This window comes from Nocardia sp. BMG51109, assembly GCF_000526215.1.
GTDB lineage: Bacteria > Actinomycetota > Actinomycetes > Mycobacteriales > Mycobacteriaceae > Nocardia.
Genome location: NZ_JAFQ01000004.1, coordinates 6,557,552 through 6,570,205, shown reverse-complemented (window position 1 = coordinate 6,570,205; position 12,654 = coordinate 6,557,552). Strand labels below are relative to the sequence as shown.

Annotated in this window: 15 protein-coding genes; 2 read left to right on the top strand and 13 right to left on the bottom strand. The window is 70.3% G+C overall.

The features are described 5' to 3' along the window. Positions 1 to 56: 56 nt before the first annotated feature. The 7 genes from D892_RS0131030 to D892_RS0131000 form a co-directional block, all read right to left on the bottom strand. Positions 57 to 881, bottom strand: a complete 825-nt coding sequence (locus D892_RS0131030; RefSeq protein ID WP_024804982.1) for an SAM-dependent methyltransferase — start codon at positions 879 to 881, stop codon at positions 57 to 59. 66 nt (positions 882 to 947) lie between these two features. Beyond that, positions 948 to 1,544, bottom strand: a complete 597-nt coding sequence (locus D892_RS0131025) for a DUF3558 family protein (RefSeq protein ID WP_024804981.1) — start codon at positions 1,542 to 1,544, stop codon at positions 948 to 950. A gap of 157 nt (positions 1,545 to 1,701) precedes the next feature. Beyond that, complete coding sequence (locus tag D892_RS0131020) at positions 1,702 to 2,334, bottom strand: maleylpyruvate isomerase N-terminal domain-containing protein (protein ID WP_024804980.1); 633 nt, start codon at positions 2,332 to 2,334, stop codon at positions 1,702 to 1,704. A gap of 177 nt (positions 2,335 to 2,511) precedes the next feature. Next, positions 2,512 to 2,826: a hypothetical protein gene (locus tag D892_RS0131015; protein ID WP_024804979.1), complete on the bottom strand. Its 315-nt coding sequence runs from the start codon at positions 2,824 to 2,826 to the stop codon at positions 2,512 to 2,514. Positions 2,827 to 2,831: 5 nt separating this feature from the next. Then, on the bottom strand, positions 2,832 to 2,987 hold the full coding sequence (locus D892_RS47130) for a hypothetical protein (protein WP_156959747.1): 156 nt from the start codon (positions 2,985 to 2,987) through the stop codon (positions 2,832 to 2,834). Between the two features lie 137 nt (positions 2,988 to 3,124). After that, on the bottom strand, positions 3,125 to 4,885 hold the full coding sequence (locus D892_RS0131005; RefSeq protein ID WP_051499218.1) for a GAF domain-containing protein: 1,761 nt from the start codon (positions 4,883 to 4,885) through the stop codon (positions 3,125 to 3,127). Positions 4,886 to 5,050: 165 nt separating this feature from the next. Next, positions 5,051 to 5,452, bottom strand: coding sequence for a hypothetical protein (locus tag D892_RS0131000; protein WP_024804977.1), 402 nt, complete (start codon positions 5,450 to 5,452; stop codon positions 5,051 to 5,053). Between the two features lie 378 nt (positions 5,453 to 5,830). Between D892_RS0131000 and D892_RS0130995 the strand changes: the two genes are divergently transcribed. Then, a complete protein-coding gene (locus tag D892_RS0130995) occupies positions 5,831 to 6,208 on the top strand; it encodes a PLD nuclease N-terminal domain-containing protein (RefSeq protein ID WP_024804976.1) in 378 nt (125 codons plus the stop codon). A gap of 102 nt (positions 6,209 to 6,310) precedes the next feature. Here the strand turns inward: D892_RS0130995 and D892_RS0130990 are convergent, their stop codons facing one another. Both D892_RS0130990 and D892_RS0130985 read right to left on the bottom strand, forming a co-directional pair. Then, the gene (locus tag D892_RS0130990; protein ID WP_051499952.1) at positions 6,311 to 6,703 is read right to left on the bottom strand and encodes a pyridoxamine 5'-phosphate oxidase family protein; all 393 of its coding nucleotides are present in this window, start codon (positions 6,701 to 6,703) and stop codon (positions 6,311 to 6,313) included. Positions 6,704 to 6,885: 182 nt separating this feature from the next. Next, a complete protein-coding gene (locus D892_RS0130985) occupies positions 6,886 to 7,767 on the bottom strand; it encodes a class I SAM-dependent methyltransferase (protein ID WP_024804974.1) in 882 nt (293 codons plus the stop codon). 223 nt (positions 7,768 to 7,990) lie between these two features. Between D892_RS0130985 and D892_RS42530 the strand changes: the two genes are divergently transcribed. Further along, positions 7,991 to 8,332, top strand: a complete 342-nt coding sequence (locus tag D892_RS42530) for a nuclear transport factor 2 family protein (RefSeq protein WP_198037017.1) — start codon at positions 7,991 to 7,993, stop codon at positions 8,330 to 8,332. Positions 8,333 to 8,366: 34 nt separating this feature from the next. Here the strand turns inward: D892_RS42530 and D892_RS0130975 are convergent, their stop codons facing one another. The 4 genes from D892_RS0130975 to D892_RS0130960 are packed head-to-tail and all read right to left on the bottom strand — an operon-like array spanning position 8,367 to position 12,488. Beyond that, positions 8,367 to 9,758: an LLM class flavin-dependent oxidoreductase gene (locus tag D892_RS0130975; protein WP_024804973.1), complete on the bottom strand. Its 1,392-nt coding sequence runs from the start codon at positions 9,756 to 9,758 to the stop codon at positions 8,367 to 8,369. Then, the gene (locus D892_RS0130970) at positions 9,755 to 10,528 is read right to left on the bottom strand and encodes an ABC transporter ATP-binding protein (protein ID WP_024804972.1); all 774 of its coding nucleotides are present in this window, start codon (positions 10,526 to 10,528) and stop codon (positions 9,755 to 9,757) included. The genes D892_RS0130975 and D892_RS0130970 overlap by 4 nt, the downstream gene beginning before the upstream one ends. Then, positions 10,504 to 11,403: an ABC transporter permease gene (locus D892_RS0130965; protein ID WP_024804971.1), complete on the bottom strand. Its 900-nt coding sequence runs from the start codon at positions 11,401 to 11,403 to the stop codon at positions 10,504 to 10,506. The genes D892_RS0130970 and D892_RS0130965 overlap by 25 nt, the downstream gene beginning before the upstream one ends. Then, positions 11,403 to 12,488, bottom strand: coding sequence for an ABC transporter substrate-binding protein (locus D892_RS0130960; RefSeq protein ID WP_024804970.1), 1,086 nt, complete (start codon positions 12,486 to 12,488; stop codon positions 11,403 to 11,405). The genes D892_RS0130965 and D892_RS0130960 overlap by 1 nt, the downstream gene beginning before the upstream one ends. Positions 12,489 to 12,654: the final 166 nt, after the last annotated feature.

Here is a 12,654-nt window from a genome sequence, read left to right as displayed (position 1 = left end):
TTGTAGCGCTCCAGGCCGAGCACGGTCTCGGCCACGCACTGGGCGACCTGATCGGGTCAGGGCTTGTATCCGACCGCCGCGAGATTGCCTGCCCGCGACTGGTCGTCGGGATCCACCGGTTCGTCGGTGCGCCAGTCGGAGGCGTAGGCGAGGCCGGGCTCGACGAGCCGCAGGCCGTCGAACAGCGCGGCGACGTCGTCGCGGTCGCGCATCGTGAGGGGATCGGAGGTCTCGGCGTACATGGCGGAGATCTCGGTGGCGAGTTCCTTCAGCTCGTCGCCGACCTCGGACATCGAGGCGTGGCTCATGGCCACGTAGCTGCCGGACGGTAGTCGATCGCGTAACCGGGCCATCAGCTCCCGCGGGCGGTCGGCGTCGGGGATGAACGGCCACACGCTGATGATCAGCAGGCCCAGCGGCCGGTCGAAGTCGATCAGCCGGCGGGTGTCGGGGTGGTCGAGAATCAGGTCGGGGTGGCGCAGGTCGGCCTCGATGACCGCCGTGTCGTCCATGGCCCGTTGCGCGCGTAGCAGCTCGTCGGCGCGATGGACCGCCTCCAGGTCGTTGTCCACGTACACTACTCGGCTCTCGGGTGCCTCGGCGCGGGCGACCTCATGGGTGTTGCCGACGGTGGGCAGGCCCGAACCGATGTCGAGGAACTGCCGGATGCCCTGCGCCACCATGAATTTCACGGCGCGGCGCAGGAACGTCCGGTTGTGGTGGGCCCACACGTCGGCATACGGGAACACCTGGAACAGGTGCTCGCCGAAGATCTTGTCGACCTCGAAGACGGCCTCGCCGGACAGGTAGTAGTGGTACATCCGCGCGGCCGACGGGCGGCTGGCGTCTATTTCACGGGGGTTGTAGTCGGGGGCGTTCATTCCGGGCTCCTCGCTGACATTGTGCTCGGATCGAAACCTTGGCTGCCGGTTGCCATCTCGCGGTGCTCATCGGACCTTCACGGTGATCGCGGTGACCACGTCGACGGCGGCCGCGCAGACGTCCGCCGCGGGATCGCCGTCGCGCAGCGCGTATTCGAACTGGATCGCCCCGCCGGAGGGGACCGACACCCAGATCCTGCAGTTGCGATAGCCGCCGTCCCGGTGTTCGTCGATCAGGAATGCGGGTCGCTGCGCGATGGTGAGCGTGCGGAAGCGCTCCTCGGCGCTGTGTTCGTCGCGGAGCGCGGTGTATTTGTGCCAGGGGTCGGGGGCGAAGTACGAGGCGATCTGGACGGGCGCATCGCTCGGAGTCTGCCAGCGGCAGTAGGAGTTGTATCGTCCCGGCTCGTCCGGGCTCCGGAAACCGAACCGCGCCAGCTCGTCCGGCCCGAGCACGACGCACTGGTGCCCGACGAGCTGGGGCAGTGTCCACGGGGGAGTCGGCGGCAGCGGTGTCTCCGGGCCCGCGACCGTCGGCGGTGGCGCGGGCCGGGCCGTCCCGGATGTGGTTTCGCATCCGGTCGACGTCATCGCCACGAGCAGGCTTCCGACAGCGACGGCGACGCCGACGACGGTGCGACGCGTGCGTGCGTCCCCGATCATGATGGCTCTCCCTCCCCGCCACCATCACACCAGAATTCGTGCTCTCGCGCACCCCCGCACCAGGATTGGCATGTCGGCGAACAACGGTCGGCCCGTTGACGCTTCGCCGTCTGCCGACGCTCGGGACGCCGGTGGCGTCATGGGATGCGTGAGCTGTTCAGATGCCGGCGATGGTCGAGGGTGCGCGCTCGGCCCGGCTCAGTGCGCGCAGGACGGCCGTCGGACCGTGCCGGACCACGGCCAGCCGGGACAGGAGGTCGAGGACCGGTTCGAAGACGTGCGGTGGGAGCGGTGGCGTCGGGACGTCGGCGCTCAGTGCCAGATCGTCGGAGTGCACGGCGATCTCGAGCATGCGGGTGCGCAGGAAATCGTCGAGCAGCAGCGGGATCTCGGCGAAGGAGACGCGGCGGGCGGCCGGTTCGGCCGGCAGCGCGGCACGCTGCTCGGCCAGTACCGCCGCCACGCGTTCGGCCAGCGCGTTCGGCCCGCCGGCCGCGAGCGCCTCGCTGCCCTCCCGGATGCGCACGCTGATCTCCGCATCCACCTCGGCGTCGAATGCGCCGGTCCCGGCGAAGAATTCGACGACGGGCAGCGGTTGCCCGGGCGGCGCCCCGGCCTCCATCACCCCGGAGACGAACAGGACCTGCGCTCCCAGGTGCCCGGCGAGGCCGCGCACGCTGAACTCCTTCAGGACGCTGGGCCGGTCCCACGCCGCGGCGACGGCGGGATCGCGAAGCAGCGCCACGGCCGACGCCGCCGCCTCGACATAGGCATCTCTGATCGTGGTCATTCCCTCGCCCCTCGCAGACCGGTGGCCTCTTGCGCCGAATCTACCGCAGGGCGGCCGACGCCGGGTACGAGTCGCCTCGTCGAGGGCCGCGCACTACGGATCGCTGCGGCGCAGGCTGTTTCGGTGGCATCGCCGTCGAGGTCCACCGGATCGCCACCGCTTGACGGGCGGGCGGTGTCACTCGCCGCCGGACGCGGCATGCGGTTCGCACCGGTGGGCCAGGTCGGTGATCCCGGCTCGATAGTCGGCTCGGGAAATGAGGCCGGTTACCAGCGCGGTGAACAGGACGTTCTCGGTGTCGAGGGTCGGCCGGGCCGGGTCCGGCCGGTCGGCGACGACCGCGACCGGCCGATCGGTGGCGGAGGGGTGCCGCGACATGCTGGCACGGCGCAGGTCGGCGCGCCGCGTGCGGCGGCGGGTGAGCCACGACGCCACCGTCCGCCACACGGCGAAGACGGCGACGACCGCGACGACGAGCACGAGGGCGTCCACGGCTGTCAGTCCTTTCGCGTCGGTCTCGTCTGACAGGTGAGCCGAGTGGCGATATCGGCCGCCCAGACGGCGACGCGCTCGGCGTTGCGGAAGTCGCCGGCGCGGGTCTTGGTTCCGCCGCGTGTCGAACCGTAGGCCACCAGAACCGGATCCTGTGTCACGGCAAGACCTCCTCGCTCGTCGATCCCGGGTGCCTCGATCCCACGCGAACTTCGGGCCGATGGACAGAGCCGAAAGTCACGGCGCGGCACGAGGTCACGTCCCGGCGGACCGGGCAGGCGGTTTGCGTGCGAACCGGTCAGGGCAGCGGTGCGGTCCAGTGCAGCCTGGTGCCGCAGGGCGAGGTGGCGCGCACGGCGCCGGTGCTGAATCGGCCGGCGGCCTGTTCGGCGCGGTGGGCGAGGTTGGTCAGGCCGCTGGGGGTGATGTCGTCGGGTATGCCGGTGCCGTCGTCCTCGATGATCAGGGTGAGTTCGTCGCCGACGGTGACCGAGACGGTCACGGCGGTCGCGCCGGAGTGTCGCACGATATTGGAGACCGCTTCGCGGACAACGGCTTCGGCGTGATCGGCGAGCACGGGATCGACGGCGGACAGCGGCCCGGACACGTGCAGGTCGGCGGCGATGCCGGCCGAGTTCGCGGGCTGGTGCAGCGCCTGTTCGAGGCGCTGCCGCAGCCGGGTGGTCCGGGTGTCGCCGCCGTGCAGGTCGAAGATCGAGGTGCGGACCTCCTGAATGACCTGGTGCAGATCGTCGATCATGCTCGACAGTCGTTGCCGCACTTCGGGATTGTGCGCGCGGGCGGCGGTGCCCTGCGCGGTGAGGCCGATGGCGAACAGCCGCTGGATGACGTGGTCGTGCAGGTCGCGGGCGATGCGGTCGCGGTCGGACAGCACATCGAGTTCGCGCATGCGGTGCTGCGCGTCGGCCATCTGCATGGCCAGGGCGGCCTGATCGGCGAATGCCGCGGCCAGTTCCACGGTCTCGTCGGTGTAGGGCCGCGATCCGCGGTCGCGCACGACGACCAGGACGCCGAGCACCGCCTCGGGAGTATTGAGCGGCAGGATCAGCGCGGGTCCGGCCTGTGCCAGCGGCTCCGCGAGCGGGTTCTCGTGCCGGTCGCTCAGGCGTACGGGCCGGCGCCGCAGATACGCGTCGCCGACCGCGGTACCCGCCAGGGCGAGGGCCGGTCCGTTCCGCTCGGTGGGCGGTCCGGCCGAGTGCGCGACGGTGAGTTCGGTGAGCTCCTCGGGTGCGGTGTCCGGGTTGTCGGGGACGGCGAGTACGGCGTGCCGGGAGCCGGTCAGTGTCCGGGCGTGTTCCACGACATGTCCGAGGACGCGGTCGGAGTCGGCGCCGGCGAGGAACTCGGTGGCGACGTTGCGGGCGGCGGCAATCCATTCCTGGCGGGCCTTGGAGCCCTGGTAGAGGCGGGCGTTGTCGATGGCGACGCCGGCCGCGGCGGCGAGGGCCTGCACGATCACCTCGTCGTCCTCGGTGAACGGTAGCCCGCCGGCCTTCTCGGTCAGGTACAGGTTGCCGTAGACCTCGTCGCGGATGCGGATCGGGACGCCCAGGAACGAGTGCATCGGTGGATGGTTGGGCGGGAAGCCGACCGAGGACGGATGGTGGGCGAGATTGTCCAGGCGGATCGGCTTGGGCTGGCTGAACAGCATGCCGAGCACGCCGCGGCCGCGCGGCAGGTCGCCGATATCCGCGCGGGTGTGCTCGTCGATGCCCTCGTTGATGAATTGTTCGAGGTCTTCGCCGTGACCGCGGACGCCGAGGGCGCCGTAGCGGGCGTCGACCAGGTTGCATGCGGTGTGCACGATGGTGCGCAGGGTGCGGTCCAGATCGAGGCCGGCCGTCACCGACAGCATCGCGTCGACCAGCCCGTCCAACCGGTCGCGGGTGTCGATGACCTGCTCGATCCGGTCGCGGACCTCCGTCAGCAGTTCACGCAATCGCAACTGGGACAGCGTATCCCGCACCGAATGCGCCCCGGCGAGATCGCGACTGGGCGGTTGGTTCGGATAACCCCCCGGGTCATGTGACGGCACAACCTGGCCTCCTGGGTTGGGTGAACGGATCACCTGAGGCCACACTTCCGGACCGCGATGGAGTTTATTCTATTGCACCAGCGGGTACGAAGCGCCGGCCTGCTGCTCGCCGGCGACATCCGGCCGGGCACGACCGTGTCGCCGGCCGGCTTCTGTGGTCGCCGGCTAACTTCTGTGCAGCGTGCCGGTGACCGACCCGCCCGACGCGCTGCTGCGGTAGGCGAGCGATCCGTCGCTGTGCAGCTGAACCGTCGACTGTGCGTCTTCACAACCCGCGGCGCCCGTGGACCGGGCGGACAAGGTCAACTCCGTCTCGGTGGCGGCGACCACCTGTTCGGATCGATCGCAGCGGGCGCCGGAGGCCGTATCGGTCTGCGACGAGGTAACGGCCTGCTCGGCATTCTCGCCGCCGATCGCCAGGACGACGTCGACGGTGCCGCGGCCGTTGTCGGCGACGCCCCGCCATTCACCGAGGAAGGCGGCCGGGACGGGCGGTGCGGAGGAACCGCCCTCCTCCGGATTCCGCATATATGCCACGACGGCGACCACCACGATCAGTATCGCCACGGGTGCGACGATCGCCAGCCGTATCCGATTCTTCCGACGAATTGCCTGATCTTCCGGCGACTCCCACCCATCCCGACCCATCACCCGATTCTATGCCCACCCGGTACCCGGTGCCCACGTTTCCGCGAAGCCGCTACCTGGTCCGTAATACATTGCGACACTGTGTGACTCGTTGTCTCCAGCCCGGCGGCGGGTTCGGCGGAAGTCCTGTGACCGGTCACCGGCCACGCCGGATACGCCGCTGCCCGGAATCCTGCCGTACCGCGCGGCGCCGGAGGTGTGACGGTGTGGGGCGTGACAAATCTTCTGGGGGGCTTGCGGATTCGGGGCTCGGGTTACAGAATGGCCGGATCCGGGGTGGGGAGGAGAACTGATCCGATGCCATATGCCGTCGTGGGCGTGGTTTCGCTCGTGCTGTGGGTGTACTGCCTGATCGATGTGATCATGGCGCCCGAAGGGGAGATCAGGCAGCTGCCGAAGGGCGCGTGGCTGATGATCGTGCTGCTGGTGCCGACCGTCGGGGCGCTGCTGTGGTTGCTACTGGGCCGCCCGCCGTCCTCGCCGGCGCTGCCGCGAGCCACGGCGGCCTACCCGGAATACGACCGTCCGGGGCGTTACGCGGCACGGGATCCGGAGTCCGACGAGGAGTTCCTGCGCCGCCTGCGCGATCGAGCCGAACAGCAACGGCGCGAGGCGAAACGGCAGGAACTGCAACGTCAGGTCGAGTCCGAGCGGCGCCGCGAGGCCGAGGAGTAGATGCACGGCCTGTGCCAAGCCGCCCGTGGTCGCACCGGCTGTCGGTCTCGTCGACCACGTCGATCGCCGCGATCCGGACGGGCCGGGCGCGCGGCCGACCGGCTACTCGTGGTTCTCGACGAGCCGCAGCCCCCGGACGAGGGTCGGCTCGATCCGGAGCACCGTGTCCATGGTCTTGTCCACCCAGGGCGGCAGCAGCTGTTCGTAGTGGGCGACCCGGCCGGGATCGGTGACGGTGCGGGCCAGGCCCGTCACCACCACCGACCAGCCCACGTGCAGCGCCGGATCGATCTCGTCGACCTCGTAGGCGACCACCACGTCCGGATCCTCGCGCACGACCGAGGTGAGCCGCGACGACAACCGGGTGCGCACGACGACGGTGCCGTCGTCGACGAGGTGGTTGACGGCACGGATGGCGGGCAGCGCGTCCTGGGTGTACACCACGCGGCCGAAGGTGCTGGTGGCGAGCAACCGCATCGCCTCATCGGAGTCCATCGGCACCAGGCGGCGGGAGTTGCCGTTGCCGCCGAATTCGGACAGAGGCACGGCCCGGCTCTCTTTCGTTCGGCCCCGGAAGGGGAGTTTACCGAAGCATCACATCACGTCCGTACGGCCGAGAACAGGGGCAAAGGTCCCCTTGCCCGGCAGGTCGCCGCCGTCCCGCCGGGCGGCTCCGGCTACTTCCGCGCGGAGAGGTAGGCGCGCGACTCGGACATATCGGCGACATCGCCCGGCAGTTCCGGGATCGCCTGGTCGTAACGACCGGCGAGGTCGACGACGCTGTACCCGTCCACCGACCAGCCGCGGTCGGTCAGCCAGCGGGTGGGGTCGGGACGCTCGTCGTCGTAGAACAACTCGGTGACGTCGATGTCGCCGAACGGGTTGCGGTCGAACTGGTTGCGGATGATGTCCTGGAACCGCGCGATATCCGGCGGGGCGATGGGGAAGCCCTCGACCGAGAACCGGCTGCCGGGCGCCGACAGGGTGTCGATCCGCTCGAACAGCGCGACCTGCGCCGGACCGGGCAGGTACGGCAGCAGACCCTCGGCCGACCAGGCGGTCGGCAGGTCCGGATCGAAGCCCGCGCCGGCGAGCGCGGCCGGCCAGTCGTCGCGCAGATCGACGGCCACCGAACGCAGTCCGGCGGTGGGCTCGACCTCGTGCTCGGCGAGCACGCGCTGCTTGAACTCGAGCACCTTGGGCTGGTCGATCTCGAACACCGTGGTGCCGACCGGCCAGTCCAGGCGGTAGGACCGTGCGTCCAGGCCGGCGGCGACGATCACCGCCTGCCGGATCCCGGCGGCCGCGGCGAGGTCGAAGAACTCGTCGAAGAACCGCGTGCGCAGGCCGATCACCCGCGGGAGCGAGCCGATCTCCGGTGGGTTGTCGATGATGTCGACGAACTGCGGATCGCCGGCGGACTGGACGAACAGCCGCGCGCAGTGGTCGCGGATCATGGCGTCGGGCAGCTCGGTCTCTATCGCTCGGAACGACGCCACGCCCAGCGCGGTCGCGCCGACGCTGCTGACGATGTCCCAGGTGTCTCCCTCGGTTCGCATTACGGTTTCCCTTCCGGTAAGACTGCGGATGCACCATGGCGCGACCGGTCGGTCTGCGGCCGCCGTCCAGGGTAGGCGGTGAAATGATCTAGGAACACCCGCGCCCCGCTGTGACAATTCCTACGAAACCCGTTGCGTCAGTTGATTATTCACGCAAACGGAACAAGTCGGACACCCACGGTTCGCGCGACGGCCGATCGGCCGCCACGGTACAGTGGCCCGCATGACCGGGCACGAGGGCACCGGCGGCGCCCGTGCGGTGCTGGAACGTTTCCGGCAGGCCGTCATCGACCGGTCCGCCGAGGATATGACGGACCTCTTCGCGGAGGAGGCGGTGCTCGAGTTCCCGTTCCACCGGCCGGGTGTGCCCGCCCGGCTGGACGGGCGTCGGGAGATCGTCGAATTCATGGCCGGGAACTGGACCGGCAGCCCGCTGCGCTACCGGGCTTATCACACCCTGGCCGTCCACGACACCGCCGATCCGGGCACCATCGTCGCGAGCGGCAGGTCACCGGGACGAGCGCGACCACCGGCCCGTTCCGTCTGCCCAACCTGGCCGTCCTGACCGTCCACGACGGCCGGACCACGCACCTGCGCGACTACGTCAACGTCCTCGCGGCGGCCGAGGCCGCCGGGCGCCGGCTGGGCTGAACGCCGGCCGGATCCGGGGCGAACCGGCTGTCCGGGCGGGGGAGGCCGAAATGGTCGCGCAGCGTGGTTCCGGTGTACTCGGTGCGGAACAGGTTGCGGCGCCGCAGGATCGGGACCACGGTCTCCGTGAAGACCTGCAATCCGCCCGGATAGTACGGCGGCATCACGTTGAATCCGTCGGCCGCGCCGTTGCGGAACCAGTCCTCGATCGTGTCGGCGACCTGTTCCGGCGTACCGGCGAACACCCGGTGGCCGCGCGCGCCGGCGAGCCGGTGCAGCAGCCCGCGCAGGGTGGGCCGCTCCCGCTCGACGATCCCGGCCACGACCTGCCGCCGACTGGCCGCGTTGTCGGTGACATCGCCCGCGCCGGAGAACAACTCGACCGGAACCGGTTCGTCCAGCGGCAGGTGCCGCAGCTTCTCCCCGGCGATGCCCTCCAACTGGCCGAGCCCGTACTCGGGCACGGTGAGCTCGTTGAACTCGCGCTCCAGGCGGCGGGCGGCGGATTCGGTGCCGGCGATGAACGGGCTGATGCCGGGCAGGATCTTCAAGTGGTCCGGATTGCGCCCGAACCGCCGGGCCCGGCGCTTGATGTCGGAGTAGAACGCCTCGGCGTCGGCGCGGCGCTGATGGGCGGTGAAGATCGCCTCGGCGTAGCGGGCGGCGAAGGCGCGGCCGTCGTTGGAGGCACCGGCCTGCACCAGGACCGGATGGCCCTGCGGCGTGCGCGCCGAGTTGAACGGCCCACGCACCCGCAGATGTTCGCCGGCGAAATCGATGCGATGGATCTTGTCCGGGTCGGCGTAGCGGCCCGCGGCCCGGTCGAGCAGGATCGCGTCGTCCTCCCAGCTGTCCCACAGCGCGACGACGGCATCGACGAACTCGCGCGCCCGGGCATAGCGTTCGGCGTGCCCGGGATGCCGGTCCAGGCCGAAATTGGCGGCGGCCAGGTCGGTTCCGGTGGTGACGATGTTCCATCCGGCGCGGCCGCCGGAGATGTGGTCGAGCGAGGAGAACAGCCGCGCCAGGTTGTAGGGCTCGTAATAGGTGGTCGAGGCCGTCGCGATGAGCCCGAGCCGGCTGGTGGCGGCGGCGATCGCGGTGAGGAGGGTGATCGGTTCCAGACCGGGCGCGGCGTTGTACTCGACATTGGTGCGCAGGGCGGGGCCGTCGGCGAAGAACACCGCGTCCAGCTTGGCCGCCTCGGCGGTGCGGCCGATCTCCTGGTAGTAGGTGACGTCGTAGATGCGGTCCGGGCTGCTGTCGGGGTGCCGCCAGGCCGCCTCGTGGTGCCCGGCGGGATAGATGAACGCGTTGAGATGCAGCTGTCGTCCGCTCATACCGGTGTGCTCGCCTCCGTACCCGTGGTGTATCCGCTGACTCTCGTGGTGTATTCGCTGACGCCGAGACCGGCGAGCAGGGCCTCGCGGTGCCGGACGAACTCCGCGGCTCCGTGCCGGCGCGGGCGCGTCGTGTCGATGCGCCGGTCGACGGCGATATGTCCGTCGTCGAGCACCAGCACGCGATCGGCCAGCAGGACCGCCTCGTCCACGTCGTGGGTCACCAGCAGCACGCCCGGCGTGTGCCGGGCGCACAGGTCCTGCAGCAGCACGTGCATGCGGAGGCGGGTCAACGCGTCCAGGGCGCCGAAGGGTTCGTCGGCCAGCAGCAGCGCCGGTTCCCGCACCAGCGACCGGGCCAGCGCGACGCGCTGCTGCTCGCCGCCGGAAAGCTCCTTGGGCCAGGCCCTTTCGCGTCCCGCCAGGCCGACCTCGGCCAGCGCCGCGCGGCCGAGGTCACGGGCACGGGGGCCGCCGAGGCCGAGAACCACGTTGTCCAGCACCCGGATCCACGGCAGCAGTCGCGCATCCTGGAACACCACGGAACGATTCGCGGGCACCTCCAGTTCCCCCGAACCCGCGACGCCGTGGTCGAGCTCGGCCAGCGCGCGCAGCAGCGTGCTCTTCCCGGATCCGCTGCGGCCCAGCAGCGCCACGAACTCTCCGCGCGCGATCTCGATCCCTATGTCGCGCAACACGATCCGGTCACCGAAGCGGCGGATCAGGCCGCGGGTGCGCACCACCGTCAGTCCGCCAGCGTCTGCCGCCATGTCAGGGCCCTCCGTTCCACCAGACGCACGGCCAGGTCGCCGAACAAGCCCAGCAGGCCGTAGATCACCAGGCCGACCACGATGACGTCGATCTGCCCGTAGGTGCGCGCCTGGGTCATCAGATAGCCGATGCCGCTGGTCGCGTTGACCTGTTCCACCACGACCAGCGCGATCCACGAGATCGTCACCGCCAGCCGCAATCCGGTGAAGAAGCCGGGCAGCGAACCGGGCAGGGCGACGCGGCGCACGAACTCCCACCGCGACAGTCCCACCGTCTGCGCCAGCTCGACGTAGCGGGCGTCCACGCTGCGCAGCTGCGCGTGCGTGTTGATGTAGATCGGGATCAGCACGCTGATGACGATGACCAGGATCTTCATCTGCTCGCCGATGCCGAACCACACGATGAACAGCGGAATCAGCGCGAGCGTCGGAATGGACCGCTTGATCTGGATGGGCCCGTCGACCACCGCCTCGCCGAGCCGGCTCAGCCCCGCGAGCAGCGCCAGCCCCAGCCCGACCGCCACGCCCAGGGCGAGCCCGGCGGCCGCACGGCGCAGCGAGGTGAGCAGATTCGACTGCAGCCGCCCGTCGGCGAGGAGATCCGCGGCGGTCCGCAGGACCGTCGACGGCGCGGGCAACGTCTGCGGGTCGAGCGCGCCGGTCGCCGATCCGATGATCCAGGCGGCGACGAGCAGCAGCGGGCCGACCGCGATGCCGAACGGAATCGGTTTTCCCGGACCGAGTTTCGGCCGCCCGACGCGGCGCGGCCGCTGTGCGGCGGGGCTGCCGGGCCGCTGTGCGGCGGAGTTGCCGGGCCGCTGTGCGGCGGTGCGGCGGTGCACCCGGTCGAGGACCGCGTTGTCGAGGACGGCCATCAGTTGGCTCCCGTTCCGAACGAGGCGCCGATCTCGGTGACGGTCTGTGTGACGACCTGGTCGAAGCGCAGGTCGAAACCGTCCGCGGCGCGGACCTTGCGGGGTAGTTCACCGGCGGAATCGATGGCATCGATGGTGGCCTGCTGCCGGTCCACCAGGCGCTGGTCCAGATGCGGAAAGGTGTAGGCGCCCAGCGAATCCATGATCCGTTTCGCGTCCTCGGCGGTGACCTTCTGGTTGTCGACGTAGTATCGGCGAGCCCACTCCTCCGGGTGCAGGTTCGACCACTGCTGGGCCCGGATGAGCGCGGCCACCAGGGCACGGGTCGCGGCGGCCTGCGCCGGATCCCGGACGACGTCGCGGCGCGCGTACACATACGACAGGCCCGTGGAGATTCCGGTCAGCTCCGCATCGGGGATCAGCGAGGCACCCGGTGTGCGCAGCAGCCGGGTCACATTCGGCTCGGCCAGGGGCGCGACGTCGACCTGCCCGGTGCGCACCGCGTCCAGGAATTCACCGAGCTGCAACCGCACCAGCTCCACATCGGAGGTCGCCAACCCGGCCTTCGACAGCGCCCGCAGCACACCGGCCTGCTGTGCGGTGCCCTCGGCGTAGGCGATCTTGCGGCCCTTCAGGTCCGCGAGCCGGGTGACCGAACGTCCCGGCGCCACAGCCAGTTTCAGCGACTGCGGGTTGCTCTGGTAGGCGCCGACGATGGGCACGTCCTGCCCGGCGGCCAGCGCGTGGATCGGTGGCACGTCGCCGACCTGGGCCACGTCGGCGGCGCCGGCCCGGAACGCCTCGAGCACCGCCGGACCGCCGACGAAATTGGCGAATTCCACGGTGAACGGCAGCTTCTCCAGCTCACCGGAGGCCCGCAACCAGGTCTGCACCCGCTGCTGCTGGTCGGCGACGACGAGCGTGGTCCCGGGCGGTATCTCGGTGGGCAGCGGCCCGTCGGCGGCCGGGCGCACCGGGGTGTCCTGCGCGCAGCCGGTCAGGGCGGCACCCGCGACGGCCGCCGCGGTGAGCAGCAGTGCCGCCGTCCGGCCGAACCGGATCCGGGATGTGCGCGGGCGAACCATGCGGGAATTGAATCAGGACGAAACGGTCCCGAAAACCGTTAGAGCACCGCGTGATTCCAATTCGGCGGAAGGAAGATCCGCTCGATCGGCGGGAACCCGGCGTGCTCGACGGTGAACCATGAACCGGCCGCCGAGCACGCCGTTGCGCTCGTAGCCGGCCCCGGGA